The following is a 17,888-nucleotide window of genomic DNA, read 5'->3' as shown; positions in this document are numbered from 1 at the left end:
CGGGAAGCCTGCTGATGTCCGAAACGAATTCAACCGCCGACAGCGCCACCGCGGCGGCGGCCGACACCGTCGACCAGGCCGTGGCCCAGGGCGGTGCCTACGAAGTGCTGCGCCGCCGCCTGGTGGAACAGGGCCAGCGTCTGCAGGCCCTGGCCGACACCCTGAACCGCCAGCGCCTGGCCGAGTTCGGCGACAGCCGCCTGGAGGTGGTCGGTCGCTTCCGCATCCGCAGCGAGAACAACTGCGTCGGCCGCGACATCGTGCAGGTCGGCCCCGATCGCCTGCTGTTCGGCTACAACGTGTTCATCGGGCTGAAGACCCAGACCCGCATCGAGGATGTGTTCGGTCTGTACCGCCTGGTGCAGGGTCCCGATGGCTACGACGTGGCTGCGCTGGAGCTGAAGGGCAGCTTCCTCGACCAGCCCGGCTTCGTGCACGACTTCAACGAACTCTATGCCTACTACAAGCACGCGCGCCTGCTGCAGCTGATCGTGGTGGGCGACAAGCTGCTGGCCTCGTTCCAGATCGGCGAACGCAGCAGCGATGTGCGCGTGTTCCGCTGGGCGCTGTCGCGCGATGGCGAACTGACCTACCTCGATGCGCGCGGCGAGCGTGACATCGCCCTGCCGCCGCCGTTCGATTTCGAATGGACCAAGGCCACCCGCGACCTGGCGGTGAACGGCCGCCATTCGCACCTGAACATCCTCGACACCCTGTTCGTGGAAACCACCGGTGGCGACCTCACCATCAAGGTGGAAAACAACACCGAGACCGGGCAGGGCATCTACAGCGAGCCGGTGGAAGACAGCACCCAGTCGCTGGACGATGCGCAGTTCGAGTTCGCCCGGGTCGGCTCGCTGCTGCTGCTGAAGGTGCTGCCGTACCGCGAAACGGTCTGGCGCGGCCTGATCTACAACACGCTCACCGGCGCCATCGTGCGCAACGATGCCATCGTGCAGGCCTGCGTGCAGCTGCCCGAAGACCACGGCGTGATCTTCCCCGGCGGCTATTACCTGCAGGGCGGCGAGCACAAGGCCTTCGATGCCTCCATGGCCGGCATGCAGTTCAAGCGCAGCATCCGTTCGCCCAACGGCGAGGACGTGCTGTACATCTTCTACGAGCGCGAAGGCGGCCGCTCGGCCCTGTTCGTGTACAACACCATCCAGCGCGTGCTGCAGAACCCGGTGTTCGGCCACGGCTACGCGTTCATGCAGGATGGGCGCATGGTGCTGTTCAACGCCGAAGGCACCGAACCCACCCGCATCCATCCAATGCAGGTCTGGCAGACGCCCTTCAGCAGTGACGAATTCGCTGCCAGCCGGCCGCCGGGCAACACCTTCATGGGCCGCATCGGCAACGCCGAACTGGTGCGTGGCATCTCCAACCTGTTCAACCTGGCCCGCGAGATCGACGGCCAGGACGTGTCGGTGCAGCGCTACCAACGCCTGGTGGCCGATACCCGCCGCCTGTTCGACGCCCACCACTGGCTGGGTGACGAGGCCTGCGACGGCGCCGAGGCCCTGCTGCGGCAGATCAGTGCCACCGGCGAGTCGGTGCTGGACGAATACGAGAAAGTACAGTCGATCCGCCAGCAGTCGGCGCAGGCCATGGCCGAGGCGGAAGCCGCCTACAAGGCGCTGCTGGGCCGCCTGCAGCCGGAGAACTGGAACGAGGTGCAGGCCTTCGTTGAGGCGCTGAACGCGATCACCGCGCTGCGCGGCCGCCTGCTGACCCTGCGTGAACTGCGCTACATCGATACCGACCGCATCGAAGCGATGGGCGCCGAACTGGTGCAGGCCCACGAGCGGGTGGGTGCGGCTACCGGCAGCTTCCTTGCCGGCGATGCGGCCCTGGCACCGCTGGCCGCGCGCCTGCAGGCGCTGGATGAAGCGGCCCAGCAGGCCGCCAGTGCGCGCCAGCTGGACGAACAGTTGCAGGGGCTGCGTGACATGGCCGCCGACCTGGACATGCTGTCGCAGCTGATGGCGGGCCTGAAGGTGGACGACGCCACCGCACGCACGCGCGTGGTGGAAGCCATTTCCACCCTGTATGGCCGCTTGAACCAGGCCCGCGCGCGTGCCGAACAGCGCAGGAAGACCCTGGGCAGTGCCGAATCGGTGGCGCAGTTCGCCGCGCAGTTCGCCCTGTTCTCGCAGTCGATCACCAGTGCGCTGGCCATGGCCAGCGATCCGGAAAAGGCCGACGACCAACTGTCGCGCCTGCTGGTGCAGCTGGAAGAACTGGAAAGCCAGTTCGGCGAGCACGAGCAGTTCCTCGGCGACATCCTGAGCAAGCGCGAAGAGCTGGTGGAAGCCTTCGACACGCACAAGCAGGCGCTGCTGGATGACCGCCAGCGCAAGGCGCGCTCGGTGCTCGATGCGGCCAACCGCATCCTCGACGGCCTGGCCAAGCGCACCGAGCGCTTCGCCAGTGCCGACGAACTGAATGCCTTCTTCGCCGGCGACTCGCTGATCCTCAAGCTGCGCGAACTGGCCGAGCGCCTGCGTGCGCTGCGCGACAATGTGAAGGCCGACGATATCGAGGCGCGCCTGAAGGGCGTGCGCGACCAGGCCGTGCGCCAGTTGCGTGACCGCAGCGATCTGTACGAAGCCGGCGGCAATGTGGTGCGGCTGGGGCCGCGCCATCGCTTCAGCGTGAACACCCAGGCATTGGACCTGACCCTGCTGCCGCGCGGCGACACGCTGGCCATCCATCTCACCGGCACCGACTTCCTGGAGACCCTGCACGACCCGGAACTGGACGCGCTCAAGCCGTTCTGGCCGGTCACCCTGGATTCGGAATCCGACGCGATCTACCGCGGCGAATACCTGGCCGGTTGCCTGCTGCGCGCCGCCGAAGAAGGGCGCGACGGCCTGGATCTGCCGCAGCTGCTGCACGATGCTGCCGAACCGGATGCGCTGGACCAGCGTGTGCGCGCGTTCGCAGCGCCGCGCTACCGCGAAGGCTACGAACGCGGCATCCACGACCACGATGCCGCACTGATCCTGCGTGCGCTGCTGCCGCTGCAGCAGGCGGCCGGGCCGTTGCGGCATGCGCCGCGCGTGCGCGCGCTGGCCCTGTTGTTCTGGGCTGCGCAGCAGCGCGAGGACACCGTGGCGCAGTGGCCCAGCCGCCAGGCCGGCGCCGACACCATTGCCCGTCTGTTCGGTTCGGACGAAGGGCGGCTGGCGCTGCGCGCGGAAATGGCGCAGGCCCTGCATGACCACGCACAGGCACACGGCCTTCCGTTCGACGCCGACATGGCCGCCGATGCCGCGGCCTACCTGGCCGATGAGCTGCACAATGGCGAGCCGGTGTTCAGCATCAGCCGCCACGCCCAGGCCCTGCTGGACGCGTTGTCCCAACAGTTGGAGCAGGCCGGCCAGCGCGATGCGTTCGAGCGCGCGCTGCAGCGCAGCCAGGACCCGCTGGCCACGCGCTGGGCATTGGCCGGGCAGTGGCTGCGTGCCTTGGCCGGGCTGCCGGCGCAGTCCGCGCATGCCGGTTACGTCGACGAAGCCGCGGCACTGCTGCTGGTACAGCGGCAACTGCGCACGCGTGCCAGCGAGGCCATCCTGCGCGCCGAAGTGAAGGGGCTGCTGGGCGAGCATCCGCGCATCCACGGCGGCACCCTGGTGCTGACCCTGGACGATTTCCAGTCGCGCCTGCAGCACCACCTGCAGCGCTTCGTGCCGTCCTTCCACGCCTACCAGAGCGTGCGCCAGGGCATCATCACCCGCGAACGCGACACCCTGCGCCTGTCTGAGTTCAAGCCGCGGCCGCTGTCCTCGTTCGTGCGCAACAAGCTCATCAACGACGTCTACCTGGGCGTGATCGGCGACAACCTGGCCAAGCAGATGGGCACGGTGGGCGAGAACAAGCGCAGCGACCTGATGGGCCTGCTGATGATGATTTCGCCCCCCGGCTACGGCAAGACCACGTTGATGGAATACGTGGCGCACCGCCTGGGCCTGGTCTTCATGAAGATCAACGGTCCGGCGCTGGGCCATGAGGTGCGTTCGCTGGACCCGCAGCAGGCGCCCGACGCCACCTCGCGGCAGGAACTGGAAAAGCTGAACCTGGCGCTGGAAATGGGCAACAACACCATGCTGTATGTCGATGACATCCAGCACACCCATCCCGAGTTCCTGCAGAAGTTCATTTCACTGTGCGATGGCACGCGCCGCATCGAAGGCGTGTGGCGTGGCAGGACGCGCACTTATGACATGCGCGGCAAGAAGTTCTGCGTGGTGATGGCCGGCAACCCGTACACCGAGTCCGGCGAAGTGTTCAAGATTCCGGACATGCTGGCCAACCGCGCCGACATCTACAACCTGGGCGATGTGCTGGGTGGCATGGAAGCGGCGTTCACCCTGAGCTACATCGAGAACAGCCTCACCTCCAACCCGGTGCTGGCGCCGCTGGCCACGCGCGACATGGCCGATCTGTACCTGCTGGTTGATCGGGCAATGGGCAAGGACGTGTCCACCAACGGTCTCAGCCATGCCTACAGCGGGGCCGAGGTGAACGAGATCACCGCCACCCTGCAGCGCATGCTGCGGGTGCGCGACGTGGTCTACCGGGTCAACCAGCAGTACATCGCCAGTGCCGCGCAGGATGATCGCTACCGGACCGAGCCGCCGTTCCGGCTGCAGGGCAGCTACCGCAACATGAACAAGCTGGCCGAGAAGATTTCGCCGGTGATGAACGAGGACGAGCTGCAGCAGCTGGTTTCCGACCATTACCTGGGCGAGGCGCAGCTGCTGACCACCGGTGCCGAGGAGAACCTGTTGAAGCTGGCCGAACTGCGTGGCGTGCTGGATGACGCGCAGGCGCAGCGCTGGGCGCAGATCAAGCGCGATTTCCTGCGCAACAAGGCCATGGGCGCCGACGAAGGGGATGTGGGTGGGCGGGTGGTGGCGCAGTTGGCCGACATCGCCAGCGCGCTGCAGCTGCCGCCGCCAGCGCCCGCGCAGGCCCCGGCGGCGCCCGCCGATCCGGCACCGTGGCCAGCATTGCTGGAGGCGCTGCACCGCCTGGCCGAGGCGCGCCCCGCGCCTGCGCCAACCAACGCGCCAACGGCCGCGCCGGCCGTGGTGCAGGCCGCACCGCTGGCCGAAGACCTGCAGGCCGGTCTGGCACCGCTGCTGCAGGTACTGGTGTCCTCGCAGGAACAGCAGGTGCAGCTGTCGCAGACCCTGGCGGCCTTTGCCGGCTGGGCGCGGCAGCAGGTGCAGGCCGAACCGGTGGCCGACCTGCGCCGGCGCCCGCGCGTACGCCGCGCGTCCACGCCGGAAGAACGCGCGTTGGACGAAGCCCTGATGCGCCACTTCTATGGTGAATCGCTGCCACCGGAAAGCGGTGCCGACGATACGCCGCGGCCACCGCCGCTGCCGTGAGCCAGCCCCTGCCCACGCCGCAGTTGCCGGCCAGCGCCGATGCCACGGCGCTGGCCGACTATGGCGCGCCGCTGCTGCGTGCGCTGCAGGCCGGCGAGCCGATACTCGCCGTCGGTGATGCACACGGCCTGGTGCAGGCGCTGGCGCGCATCGCACTGGCGGTACAGGGCGCCGATCCGGCGCGGCTGCGACGCCAGGAAAGCTGGTGGGGCAGGTTGCTGGGCCGCGACGTCACCCGCCAGGCGCAGGCGCAGGCACTGCAGTCGCAATTGGGGGTGCTGGTGCTGCAGGCGCGCGAACAGGCGCAGCGCCTGCAGGGGCACCTGCAGCAGCGCCAGGCCGCCATCGCCCACGCCCAGACCGCTGCACAGGCACTGCAGCACTGGGCCGATGCCGCGCAGCCATTGCTGGCGACGCTGCCCGCACACGCGCAGGCCGGGCTGGCCGCGCGCGTGGACCACCTGCAGCGCCTGTCGGCCCTGCGCGCGCTGGATGCAGGGCAATGGCAACTGTTGAACGAGCAGGACCAGGCGCTGCTGCAGCGATTTGCCCACATCCACGACACCCTGCTGCCGGCCTGGCGGCAGGCCGCACTGGCCGGCCAGGCCCAGGCCCGTGCCGCGCAGGCCGCACAGGCCGCCGACCTGCAGGCACAGATCGACCACGAAGTGGCCGCCGCTCAGGCTAGACTGCGCTGAGCCGGCCGCCGCTGCCGCTTACCCATCTGCAAGGAGACTGCCCGATGACCCAGGACAGCCACATCAACGGCGGCCTCGTGCCGAGCGCCGCCACCCCCGCCACGATCGATGAAAGCACGCTGCAGGCCCTGGGCCTGGTGGCGGACGACCTGCCGCGCATCGCGCAGATCCGCCAGGAACTGGACGACCTGCGCCCCGGCAACCTGCAGGTGTTCGGTCGTGAAGCCGCCACCCGCACCGCGGCGTTCTCCAGCCAGCTGCTGGACCAGGTGCGCAACCGCGATCTGGATGCCAGTGGCGAGAAACTGGGCGAAGTCGTGCGCATCGCGCGCAGCCTGAAGCTGGATGGCTTCGCCCAGCGATCAAAGGTGCCGATCATCGGCGGCCTGATCGACCGCCTGCGTGCGTCCAAGGGCGAGCTGGTGCAGAAGTTCAGCGACACCAATGCGCAGATTGAACAGCTGCTGGGCGATGTCGGCGCGCAGCAGACGCTGATGGGCAAGCGCGTGGGCGAGTTTGACCGCATGCACGACATCGTGCGCGAAGAACGCCATGCGTTGGGCCTGTACGCCGCCGCCGGCAAGCAGCGGCTGGCCGAGCTGCAGGCCGAACAGCTGGCCGGGCAGGGCACTGACGACCCGCAGCAGCGCATCCGCCAGAGCGAGATCGACAACGCGATCCGCCTGATCGAAAAGCGCGTGTCCGACCTGCTGCTGATGCAGCATGCCGCCGACCAGTCGCTGCCGATGATCCGCCTGATCCAGGCCAACGCGCTGCAGCTGATCGAGAAGTTCAACACGGTGCGCGAGATCACCATTCCTTCGTGGAAGCGCCAGTTCGCGATCCAGCTCTCGCTGGGCGAACAGAAGAACGCGGCCGAACTGGCCACCTCGATCGACGATGCCACCAACGAGCTGATGCGCCGCAATGCCGATCTGCTGCGCCAGGCCTCGGTGGATACCGCGCGCAGCAACCAGCGTGGGGTGATCGATGTGGCCACCCTGCGCCACGTACACGACCAGTTGATCGCCACCGTGGAAGAAGTGCGCAGCATCCATCGCGAAGGCATGCAGCAGCGCCAGCAGGCCGAAGTGGAACTGTCGCGCCTGCGCGAAGACCTGCAGCAGCGCCTGGCCGCGCCGACCGCGCCCTGACGTCGAGCCCGCTCGACTGCCGTCGCGCTCTACCGTCGAATTCGCTCGACTGCGGCCGCGCTCTACCGTCGACCTCGTTCGACTGCGACCGCGCCCTACGGTCGAACTCGCTCGACTGCTTGGGTCGTAGAGTCGAGCTTGCTCGACTGCCTTGGCCGTAGAGTCGAGCTCGCTCGACTACCGTCGCCGTAGAGTCGAGCATGCTCGACTGCCTTGGCTCTGCCTTCGCTCCAGTCGAGCAAGCTCGACTCTACGATCTGGAGCAGTCGAGCAAGCTCGACTCTACGATCTGGAGCAGTCGAGCAAGCTCGACTCTACGATCTGGAGCAGTCGAGCAAGCTCGACTCTACGATCTGGAGCAGTCGCGCGCGCTCGACGCTACAGCTGCTGCATGGCCCACTCGGCCAGCGCTTCCACGCGCGGGTCAACTGGACCGTCCGGCCAGGCCAGCACCCAGAACCCGCCGGTTGCTGAGAACCCCCACGGGGCAATCAGTCGCCCGGCGGCCAGGTCTTCGGCTACCAGCGGTTCCGGCGCGATCGCCGGGCCCAGCCCAGCCACCGCTGCTTCCAGCAGGTAATACAGATGTTCGAAGCCGGTGCCGAACTGCAACTGGTCCGCATCCAGCCCATGTGACCGCGCCCAGCCCGGCCACGCCTGCGGGCGCGAATGGGTGTGCAGCACGCGTTCGAGCAGCAGGGCCGACGGCGCGGCATGGCGCAGGCGCTGCGCGGCCGGGTGCGAAGGCGCCACCACCACACCCACCCGTTCCGGCGCCAGTTCGCGTACCTGCCAGCCGCGCGGCCAGGGCCCCTCGGCCAGCAGCAGCACCGCGTCCAGTGCCGCCTGTGCCTCGGTGAAGGCCCCGTCCAGCGCCGACCATTGCAGGTTCACCCCGGGCAGCGCCGCCTGCAGCGCGGGCAGCCGTGGAATCATCCAGCGCGCCAGCACGCTGCCGCTGCAGCCGAGTACCAGGGCAGGGGAGGCGGCGGGCCGGCGCAGTTCGCGCACGCAGCGTTCGATGCCGGCAAACGCCTCCCCGCACGCCGCCTGCAGGCGCTGCCCGGCCTCGGTCAGGCGCAGCCCGCGCCCGGAGCGCTGGAACAGCGCCAGACCCAGGTGGTCTTCCAGCAGTTTCAACTGCCGGCTCACCGCGCCATGGGTCACATGCAGGGCCTGCGCAGCGCGGCCCACCCCGCCCAGGCGGGCGGTGGCTTCGAAGGCGCGCAGGGCGTTGAGCGGCGGCAGCAGGGAGGTGCTCATGTGAGATTTCCTGACGGTACACGCCAGATAATATCGATATTCCGGTCAGGATCCGTGCGCTAGAGTATCCACCTGTCTCGAACCAGCGGTCGCTTCCATGTCTGCCTCCCCCATTGCCGACTACCACGCCTTCCCGGATGCCCAGGGCCACTTCGGCCGCTACGGCGGCAGTTTCGTTGCCGAAACCCTGGTCGGCCCGCTGCAGGAACTGGCCCAGGCCTACGACCAGGCCCGCCAGGACCCGGAATTCCAGCGTGCCTACGACCGCGATCTGGCCCATTACGTGGGCCGGCCCAGCCCGATCTACCACGCCCAGCGCCTGAGCGACCACGTCGGCGGTGCGCAGATCCTGCTCAAGCGCGAAGACCTGAACCACACCGGCGCGCACAAGATCAACAACACCATCGGCCAGGCGCTGCTGGCTGCTCGCATGGGCAAGAAGCGCATCATCGCCGAGACCGGTGCCGGCCAGCACGGCGTGGCCAGTGCCACCGTCGCCGCGCGCCTGGGCCTTGAATGCGTGGTCTACATGGGGGCCACCGACATCGAGCGGCAGAAGATCAACGTCTACCGCATGAAGCTGCTGGGCGCCACGGTGGTGCCGGTCACCTCCGGTTCGGCCACGCTGAAGGATGCACTCAACGAAGCCATGCGCGACTGGGTGACCAACGTGCAGGACACCTTCTACATCATCGGCACCGTGGCCGGCCCCGATCCGTACCCGCGCATGGTGCGTGACTTCAACGCCATCGTCGGCCGCGAGGCGCGCGAGCAGATGCTGGCCGAATACGGCCGCCTGCCGGACGCGATCACCGCCTGCGTGGGCGGCGGCAGCAATGCCATCGGCCTGTTCCATGCGTTCCTCAACGATCGCCAGGTCGAGATCGTCGGTGCCGAAGCCGCCGGCGACGGCATCCATACCGGCCGCCACGCCGCGTCCATCGCTGCCGGCCGCCCGGGCGTGCTGCACGGCAACCGCACCTATGTGCTGTGCGACGATGATGGCCAGATCATCGAAACCCATTCGGTGTCGGCCGGCCTGGATTACCCCGGCGTCGGTCCGGAGCACGCGTTCCTGGCCGACAGTGGCCGCGCGCGCTATCTGGGCATCACCGATGAAGAAGCGCTGCAGGCGTTCCACCTGCTGGCGCACACCGAGGGCATCCTGCCGGCACTGGAATCCAGCCATGCGCTGGCGCAGGCGATCAAGCTGGCGCGCGAGCGCCCGCGCGACCAGATCGTGCTGTGCAATCTGTCCGGTCGTGGCGACAAGGATGTGCACACCATTGCGGCGCGCGAGGGTCTGGTGCTGTGAACGGCGTGCTGCGCCATGGCGGCGTGCTGGCGCTGGCCGTCGGCCTGGGCGGCTGCGCGCCACCCGAGCCGCCGGTGCTGGCGCCGGCAGCGGCCACCCCGGCGGCGATCGCCGCCGCGCAGCACCCGGCCAGCAACGATGACGACCTGGCGCATCGCCCCATCGATGACGCACCCCCTCCCGCACCCGCCGCCGCGCCGGCCGCAGACGAAGCACCTGCGGTGGTGTCCGTAGCGTTGGACCATGCCGGTGATGTGCTGGTCGGCCAGCGCTTCAGCGAGCTGCAGGGGGAGAGCGAATGGCACTCCGCCGGCCTGCACGAAGCCACCCAGGGGCGCTGCGAGTACTACGAGCGTGGTCTGTTGCCCGAAGGGGTGTCGATGCTGGTGCAGGACGACGATGTGGTGCGCTTCGACCTGGCGCCCATCGATGATTCCGGCCAGGTCGTGCTGCAGCCCGGCCCGTTCGGGCTGCACCTGGACATGCCCCGTGCGCAGGCCCTGCAGCGGCTGCCCGCCGGCACCAGCGCCCAGCCTTACGGGGCCGATGCGGAAGCCGGCGAAAGCCTGCTCTGGCAGGACCCGGGGTCGGACCTGGCGATCCGCGTGGAGATCGTCGATGGCGTGGTATCGAGGATGTACTGGGGCGCCAGTGGCGCCGTTGAATTGATTGAAGGATGTAGCTGAAATGTCCGTTGAACGTATCGATGCCTGCTTTGCCCGCCTGCGTGCCGCCGGCCGCAAGGCACTCATTCCCTTCATTACCGCCGGTGACCCGTCGCTGGAAGCCACCGTGCCGGTCATGCATGCGCTGGTCGAGGCCGGTGCCGATGTGATCGAGCTGGGCGTGCCGTTCTCCGACCCGATGGCCGACGGCCCGACCATCCAGCGCAGCTCGGAACGCGCGCTGGCGCGTGGCGCAGGCAGCCGTTACGTACTGCAGGCAGTGGCCGAGTTCCGCCAGCGTGACACGCAGACGCCGGTGGTGCTGATGGGCTACCTGAACCCGGTGGAGATCCACGGTTACGCGGCGTTCGCGCAGGCGGCCGTGCAGGCCGGCGTGGATGGCGTGCTGCTGGTCGACCTGCCGCCGGAAGAGGCCGGCGAGGCGAAGCAGGCCTTCGATGCGGCCGGGTTGGCGCTGGTGCTGCTGGCCTCGCCCACCACCAGCGATGCGCGTGCGCAGACCCTGCTGTCGCTGGCACGCGGCTATCTGTATTACGTCAGCTTCGCCGGCGTTACTGGCGCCTCCGAGCGCCTGGACAGCCAGGCCGCAAGCGCGCGCCTGCAGGCCCTGCGCGCCGGGGCGACGGTGCCGGTGGTGGCCGGCTTCGGCATCAAGGATGCCGCCAGTGCCGCGGCCATGGCCGTGCAGGCCGACGGCGTGGTGGTCGGCAGTGCGCTGGTGGCAGCGTTGGCCGATGCCGCCTCGCCGGAACAGGCGGCGCAGCAGGCGCATGCGTTCCTGGCCCCGCTGCGGCAGGCCCTGGACGCCTGACAGCATGGCCCGGTGCTGCGCGCACGGCGTTGCCGCGCTAAACGTACGTCACAGCATGGTTTTTTCCCGAACCCCCGGCAGCCACGCGGGGGTGCACGGGCAGGGGGAGCGGCGCTAGACTGTCGGCCTTTGCGGCCTTCGGGCCGCCCTGAACGGAAGTGTCCTCCCGCATGAGTTGGCTCAGCAAGTTGATGCCGTCCGGCATCCGCACCGACAACACCCCCAGCAAGAAGCGCAGCGTCCCCGAGGGCCTGTGGGAAAAGTGCAGCAGCTGCGGCAGCGCGCTGTACCGCCCCGAGCTGGAAGAAAACCTGGAGGTCTGCCCGAAGTGCGGCCACCACATGGCGATCCGCGCGCGCGCGCGCCTGGCCGCGCTGTTTGACGCCGACAGCACCACCGAGATCGCGGCGCGCCTGGGGCCGACCGACCTGCTGAAGTTCAAGGACCAGAAGAAGTACAGCGAGCGCATCAAGATCGCGCAGAAGAACACCGGCGAGTACGACGCGCTGATCGCCATGCGCGGCCTGCTCAAGGGCCGTCCGCTGGTGGCGTCCTCGTTCGATTTCGCCTTCATGGGTGGTTCGATGGGCTCGGTGGTGGGTGAGCGCTTCGCGCTGGCCGCCGAAACCGCGCTGGAAATCGGCGCCCCCTACGTGTGCTTCTCCGCCAGTGGCGGCGCGCGCATGCAGGAAGGCCTGTTCTCGCTGATGCAGATGGCCAAGACCTCGGCCGCGCTGGGCAAGCTGCGCGAGGCCGGCCTGCCGTACATCTCGGTGCTGACCCACCCGACCACCGGTGGCGTGTCGGCCTCGTTTGCAATGCTGGGCGACATCAACATCGCCGAACCGCAGGCCCTGATCGGCTTCGCCGGCCCGCGCGTGATCGAACAGACCGTGCGCGAAAAGCTGCCCGAAGGCTTCCAGCGTTCGGAGTTCCTGCTCGAGCACGGCGCCATCGACCAGATCTGCGACCGCCGCGAAATGCGTGACCGCCTGGCCGACCTGCTGGCCATGCTCGGCCGTCAGCCGCGGCCGGAGGTGGCTTGATGGGAGGCCGCAAGTACTTCGGTACCGACGGCATCCGCGGGCGCGTCGGCCAGAGCCCGATTTCGGCCGATTTCGTGCTGCGCCTGGGCAATGCCCTGGGCCGCGTGCTGGTGGCCCAGCGCGGCGCGCATGGGCGTCGTCCGATCGTGGTGATCGGCAAGGACACCCGCATTTCCGGCTACATGTTCGAAGCCGCGCTGGAAGCAGGCCTGGTCGCCGCCGGTGCCGACGTGCAGCTGCTGGGCCCGATGCCCACGCCGGCCGTGGCCTTCCTTACCCGTACCCTGGGCGTGGATGCCGGCATCGTCATCAGTGCCTCGCACAACCCGCACTACGACAACGGCATCAAGTTCTTCTCCGCCCAGGGCGAGAAGCTTGATGACGCCACCGAACTGGCGCTGGAAGCAGCGCTGGACGTGCCGTTCACCACCGCCGAATCGGAGCAGCTGGGCAAGGCCTCGCGTGCCCGTGAAGCGGTGGGCCGCTACATCGAGTTCTGCAAGGCCAGCGTGCCGCGCTCGTTCGATCTGCGTGGCGTGCGCCTGGTGCTGGACTGCGCACACGGCGCTACCTACCAGATCGCGCCGCTGCTGTTCCGCGAACTGGGTGCCGATGTCATCGGCATCGGTGCCGAACCCAACGGCGTGAACATCAACGACGGCGTGGGCTCGACCCACATCGACAACCTTGCCGCCAAGGTGCGCGAGACCGGCGCCGACCTGGGCATTGCCTTCGACGGCGACGGCGATCGTGTCCTGATGGCCGACGACCAGGGTACCCCGGTCGACGGTGACGACCTGCTCTACATCCTGGCGCGCGCGTGGCAGGCCGAAGGCCGCCTGCGTGGTCCGGTGGTCGGCACCCTGATGAGCAACTACGGCCTGGAAAAGGCGCTGGCCGAGCTGCAGATTCCGTTCCAGCGCAGCAACGTGGGCGACCGCTACGTGCACCAGGCGCTGATCGAAGGCAATGGCGTGCTCGGCGGCGAAGCCTCCGGCCACCTGCTGTGCCTGGACCGCGCCACCACCGGCGATGGCATCGTCAGTGCGCTGCAGGTGCTGGTGGCGCTCAAGCGCAGCGGGCAGACCCTGCGTCAGGCGCTGCAGCCGCTGTCGAAGGTGCCGCAGAAGACCGTCAACGTGCGCCTGGGCGATGTCTCGGCCAAGGCCACCGTGCAGGCCGACAGCGTGCAGTCGGCACTGGTGCAAGCACAGCAGGCCGTCAGTGGCCGGGGCCGTGCGTTCCTGCGTCCCTCCGGCACCGAGCCGGTGGTGCGCGTCACCGTGGAAGCCGACGACGCCACCCTGATGCAGGACACCCTGGACCGGCTGTCGGCCGCGGTGAAGTCCGCTGCAACCGCCTGACCTTCGGCTCAGCCTGCACAATGCGGAACGCCCCGGGATACCGGGGCGTTTTCGTTTCCACCGCGCACGATCGCGGGCAATGCCTAGGGCCCGGGCACCATCTTCTTCTGGCGTGCCTTGAAGCCGTTGAACAGCGGCCCCAGCAGCGGGTGGTAGCTCTGCGCGATGCGCTTGCGCAGCCAGCTGGCCGGGCGGTTGCGGATCGCGAAGCGATAGATGCGTTCCGGATCGCCACCGACCACGTTGCGGCCGAACGGATGGGTGGTGTGCAGGTAGCGGAACCCGTGTGCGCGGGCGACCTCGATATGGTCCTGGTCGAAATCGCCATACGGCCAGCACAGGGTGTCGGACACTTCGCCCAGCTGCGCCTGCAGCACCTGCCGCGCCCGCGCCAGGTCCTGGTCGATGCCATCGCGGCGCTGCGCGCGGTCCAGGTCCTGCCGCTGCAGCCAGCGGGTATGGGTGTGGGTATGGCAGTGCACCTCGAAGGTGCCGGCCTCGATGGCGGCGCGTGCTTCGCTCCAGCGCATCATCACATCGTCGCAGCGGTTGTCCTGGAAGATCGCCGTCTCGCAGCCACGGTGGTCCGGCGTCGGCGGCAGCACGGCGTCGGCCACACCAGCATGCGCGCGCACCGGGCCTTCGCCCATCCAGCCGGTCACCACGAACACCACCGCGTGCATGCCGTACTTCTGCAGGATCGGGTGCGCATACACCCAGTTGTCCAGGTAACCGTCATCGAAGGTGATCACGATCGATTTGCGGGGCACCGGCTTGCCGGCCAGGAAGCCGGCGTACTGGTCCAGCGTCAGCGACGTCCAGCCTTCGCGCGCCAGCCAGGCGATCTGGCTCTCGAAGTTTTCCGGCGACACGGTGATCATGCCCGGCGACGGGCTTACGTGATGGTGCATCAGCACCGGTACGGTTCGTGCGTCAGCCATGTCCCAGCTCCTTCAGCCACTGGTGATAATAGTATTCGGTGGTTTCGCCGTGGCCGGCAGGGGTGAACCGGTGCGCGCTGCGCATCCAGTCCCAGCCGGCACGGCCCATCAGGCGGCGGCGTTCGGGGTCGTCCACCAGCAGGCGCAGCGCGGCAGTCAATGCGGCGCGGTCGCCCAGCCGGGTCAGCAGCGCGTTGCTGCCATCGACCACCATTTCCGGAACACCCCCCACGCGCGTGGCGACGATCGGCACGCCCACGAACGCCGCTTCCAGGAACACCGTGCCCGCCGCTTCCTTGTGCGAGGCCAGGGCGAAGATGTCGAAGCCGGCCATCAGCCGGCAGGCACCATCGCGGTAGCCCAGCAGGTGGACCTGCTGCTGCAGGCCCAGTGCATCGCGCAGGGCCTGCAGGCGGGCCATCACCGGTTCGCCATCGCCCACCACCACCAGGTGCAGGTTGCGGTTGGCCTGGCACAGCGGTGCGATGGCCTGCAGCAGGTCGGCATGGCCCTTGGGTTCGCGCAGCACGGCCACGCAGCCCACCACGATATCGTCGGCGCTGAAGCCCAGTTCGCCGCGCACCTCGGCGCGTACGTCCTGCAGGCACTGCCACGGGTCGGGCTTGCGGATGTCGCTCCACTGCGGCGGCACCGCAATCGGCGGCACGATGCCGATGCTGGCCGCCGGAACGCCGCGCTCGGCCAGCAGCTGCTTGACGAAACTGCTGACGGTCAGCACCCGGTGCGGCAGCCCGGTGTAGGTCAGCAATGAATTGACCGGGCTCATCAGGTGGCGCGAGCGCACCACCAGCGGCGTGCCGCCCAGGCGTGCGCCGGCGGCGGCGATCAACGCATCGCGACGGCTGGTGGTGTTGACCACGTCGTAGCGTTCACGACGCACCAGGCGTGCGACTGACCAGATGCCGCGCAGCAGGCGCGCCAGACCGCCCATGCGCAGGGTATGTACGGTGAATCCCGCATCGCGGGCCAGCCCGGCCAGGCGCGCCCCGGGCTGGCACAGCAGTGCCACCTCGTGGCCGCGCGCACGCATGGCCTGCATGTGGCGGAAAATGTAGATCTCCTGGCCGCCCATTCCGGTGGCGGCCTCGGTGTGCAGGATGCGCAGCGGGCGAGTCATGGTTGAATCCGTCCTGTGGTTCAACGATTGCGGAAGCGGGTCAGCGCTTCCCAGGCCGCGCGCAGGCTGGCCGGGTCCGGCGCCTGCTGCGGCAAGGGGTGGTAGCGGCGATCCAGCGTGGTGGCGTTGCCGAACTTGTCGAACACGTGGATCGCATCGCCGTGGCGCACCGCGCGCTGCGACCAGCTTTCCACCACCAGCGAACGTGTGCCCTGCGGTTCGGCCAGCAGGTCCTGGCCGGTGCTGTAGTCGGCCAGCGCGTTCTCGCAGCCCAGGCCGTGGCGCATCAGCGTCGGTACCCAGTCTTCGTGCGAGCTGGTGCGGGCGTCCTGCGCGGCCGCCTGCCCGGGCCAGTGCAGCACGAACGGCACCTGCAGCTGGTAGTCGGAGAAGTTGCCGTTGTGGCCCCAGTAGTTCAGGCCCAGGTCGTTGAACTCTTCGGCGTGGTCACCGGTGACCAGCACGATGGTGTCCTCGTCCAGCCCCTGCGCACGCAGCGTTTCCAGCAGCCGTCCGACCAGGCTGTCGGCGTAGTGCACCGCGGTGTGGTAGCGGTTCAATTCGGGGGTCGGGTCGTGGTCCGGGCCGAACTTCAGGAAGTCGATGTCCTCGGCCATGGGCTGGGCGACCGCCGGGTAGTCGGCCGGCATGTGGTACGGCGCATGGGTGGAATCGAGGAAGACAAAGCCGAACCACGGGCGTTTGCCCGCCTGGCTGGCCACGATGTCCTGCTGCAGCGATTCGACGATGGCGCGGTCACGCCCGGCCGAATCGCGATCGCGCGGGCCCTGGTGCAGCTGGCTGCGCACATCGGAAAACACGGTGCGGTCGAATTCGGGGCTGTACAGCGGCGCACTGCCGTACAGGTGCAGGTCGTAACCCTGCTGCTGCAGCACCTTGAACAGCTGCGACCCGCGCTGCTCGGCCAGCATGGTGGGCCAGTAGCCGCCGGGCAGCCCGTACATCAGGCCGAACAGCCCGTAGCGGGTGGCATTGCCGGTGCTGAAGTGCTGTTGGTACACGCGCGAAGACTGCGCCAGCGCAGCCGTATTGGGCATGAACTGCGGCGTCAGTGCGTCCTTGCGCAGCGATTCCAGCACCACCATCAGCACGTTCGGGCGCTGGTGGCTCTGGCAGCGCAGCGGCTGCAACGGGTAGTTCAGCTGCGCATGGCGCGGGTCGGGCAGGCCGGCCTGCGGCTGGCTGACCACGCCCAGCCGGCGCATGAAGCTCTTGGCGGTGATCGGCTGGGCCCAGGGCAGGTAGTTCCACTGGCTGATGACCGCACGTTCGCCCAGCGCGTCGTAGTAGGCCGTGGCCACCTGGCCGCCGGCCATCAACAGCGCCACCAGCGCCCAGGCCTGCAGCACCCGGCGCCGCAGTCGCGCCGCCGGCAGCAGCTTCCAGCAGGCCCAGGCCAGCAGGGCCTGCGCGCCGAACAGGGCGCTGATCATCGCGATCGCCTGCAGCCAGGTTTTCCAGGACAGGCTCACCTGGTCGTGCAGGGCGCCGCCGAACACCATGTTGGCGACCATGGCATTGAGGTGGAAGCGGTACAGGGCGAAGACCTTGGCATCCACCAGCAACAGGCACAGCCACAGGCCCTGCATCACGATGGCCGAAACCGTCAGAACGCGCGCGCGCCGCGGCCACAGGCCCAGCGCCAATGGCAGCAGGCCGGCCAGCGCGCCCAGCGCCAGCAGGTGGCCGGGCAGGGCAACCGACAGGTAGGTCAGGCCCAGTGCGCCGCCGGGGTTGTCGCGCACGGGAATGTTGCCCAGTGCGATCAGCGCCGCCAGCACGGCATTGCCGGCAATGAACAACGACCACCAGGCCAGCCGCTGCCAGCGGCGTTCGGCGCCCGGGGCGGGAGTGTTGAAGGAAGCAGCATCCATGGCGGCGACGGGTTGGGCGAACGAGGGAGGGCGCGTGTGACGAGGGCGTCAAGACGCGAAGGGCGGCGCATTGTATCGGTTTGTTTCAATGTATCGGTGTGGGAATTGGGCCGATCTGTCACAATGTTCAGGTGGCCCACAGACAGCTGTCGGGCCGAACAGACCCACGACAAGCCAG

The 17,888-nt window shown here is 68.6% G+C and carries 12 protein-coding genes; 8 read left to right on the top strand and 4 right to left on the bottom strand.

Annotation, left to right across the window (positions count from 1 at the left end; genetic code table 11):
• Positions 1–14: 14 nt before the first annotated feature.
• From C1930_RS13755 to C1930_RS13745, 3 genes are read left to right on the top strand one after another with little or no spacing between them, the layout of a single operon-like run.
• The gene (locus C1930_RS13755; protein ID WP_108771966.1) at positions 15–5,399 is read left to right on the top strand and encodes a DNA repair ATPase; all 5,385 of its coding nucleotides are present in this window, start codon (positions 15–17) and stop codon (positions 5,397–5,399) included.
• The gene (locus tag C1930_RS13750; protein ID WP_108771965.1) at positions 5,396–6,097 is read left to right on the top strand and encodes a hypothetical protein; all 702 of its coding nucleotides are present in this window, start codon (positions 5,396–5,398) and stop codon (positions 6,095–6,097) included. Before C1930_RS13755 ends, C1930_RS13750 begins: the two co-directional genes overlap by 4 nt.
• Before the next feature lie 44 nt (positions 6,098–6,141).
• Positions 6,142–7,251 (top strand): toxic anion resistance protein, encoded by a 1,110-nt coding sequence (locus tag C1930_RS13745; RefSeq protein ID WP_108753704.1) that lies wholly within the window; start codon positions 6,142–6,144, stop codon positions 7,249–7,251.
• Positions 7,252–7,629: 378 nt separating this feature from the next.
• On the opposite strand, the gene C1930_RS13740 is transcribed toward C1930_RS13745, so the two are convergent.
• Positions 7,630–8,514, bottom strand: a complete 885-nt coding sequence (locus C1930_RS13740; protein ID WP_108756787.1) for a LysR family transcriptional regulator — start codon at positions 8,512–8,514, stop codon at positions 7,630–7,632.
• A 97-nt stretch (positions 8,515–8,611) separates the two neighbouring features.
• On the opposite strand from C1930_RS13740, the gene trpB reads away from it, so the two are divergent.
• From trpB to glmM, 5 genes are all read left to right on the top strand, one after another.
• Positions 8,612–9,829, top strand: a complete 1,218-nt coding sequence (gene trpB, locus C1930_RS13735) for a tryptophan synthase subunit beta (RefSeq protein WP_108750233.1) — start codon at positions 8,612–8,614, stop codon at positions 9,827–9,829.
• Positions 9,826–10,515, top strand: coding sequence for a hypothetical protein (locus C1930_RS13730; RefSeq protein WP_108771964.1), 690 nt, complete (start codon positions 9,826–9,828; stop codon positions 10,513–10,515). Before trpB ends, C1930_RS13730 begins: the two co-directional genes overlap by 4 nt.
• A gap of 1 nt (position 10,516) precedes the next feature.
• Positions 10,517–11,326 carry a tryptophan synthase subunit alpha gene (gene trpA / locus C1930_RS13725; RefSeq protein WP_108753701.1) on the top strand — a complete coding sequence of 270 codons (810 nt, stop codon included), beginning with the start codon at positions 10,517–10,519 and terminating at the stop codon, positions 11,324–11,326.
• 170 nt (positions 11,327–11,496) lie between these two features.
• Entirely contained in the window at positions 11,497–12,372 is an 876-nt protein-coding gene (accD, locus tag C1930_RS13720) for an acetyl-CoA carboxylase, carboxyltransferase subunit beta (protein WP_108750230.1), read from the top strand.
• Entirely contained in the window at positions 12,372–13,736 is a 1,365-nt protein-coding gene (gene glmM, locus C1930_RS13715) for a phosphoglucosamine mutase (RefSeq protein WP_108756784.1), read from the top strand. The genes accD and glmM overlap by 1 nt, the downstream gene beginning before the upstream one ends.
• 83 nt (positions 13,737–13,819) lie before the next feature.
• Here glmM and C1930_RS13710 read toward each other — a convergent pair whose 3' ends face one another.
• The 3 genes from C1930_RS13710 to C1930_RS13700 are packed head-to-tail and all read right to left on the bottom strand — an operon-like array spanning position 13,820 to position 17,710.
• Positions 13,820–14,677 (bottom strand): polysaccharide deacetylase family protein, encoded by an 858-nt coding sequence (locus tag C1930_RS13710; RefSeq protein ID WP_108756783.1) that lies wholly within the window; start codon positions 14,675–14,677, stop codon positions 13,820–13,822.
• Positions 14,670–15,815 carry a glycosyltransferase family 4 protein gene (locus tag C1930_RS13705; RefSeq protein ID WP_108756782.1) on the bottom strand — a complete coding sequence of 382 codons (1,146 nt, stop codon included), beginning with the start codon at positions 15,813–15,815 and terminating at the stop codon, positions 14,670–14,672. Before C1930_RS13705 ends, C1930_RS13710 begins: the two co-directional genes overlap by 8 nt.
• A gap of 20 nt (positions 15,816–15,835) precedes the next feature.
• On the bottom strand, positions 15,836–17,710 hold the full coding sequence (locus C1930_RS13700; protein WP_108771963.1) for a sulfatase-like hydrolase/transferase: 1,875 nt from the start codon (positions 17,708–17,710) through the stop codon (positions 15,836–15,838).
• Positions 17,711–17,888: the final 178 nt, after the last annotated feature.

The sequence above is a fragment of the Stenotrophomonas sp. SAU14A_NAIMI4_8 genome (assembly GCF_003086695.1).
GTDB lineage: Bacteria > Pseudomonadota > Gammaproteobacteria > Xanthomonadales > Xanthomonadaceae > Stenotrophomonas.
This window is presented reverse-complemented; position numbering and strand designations above follow the sequence as displayed.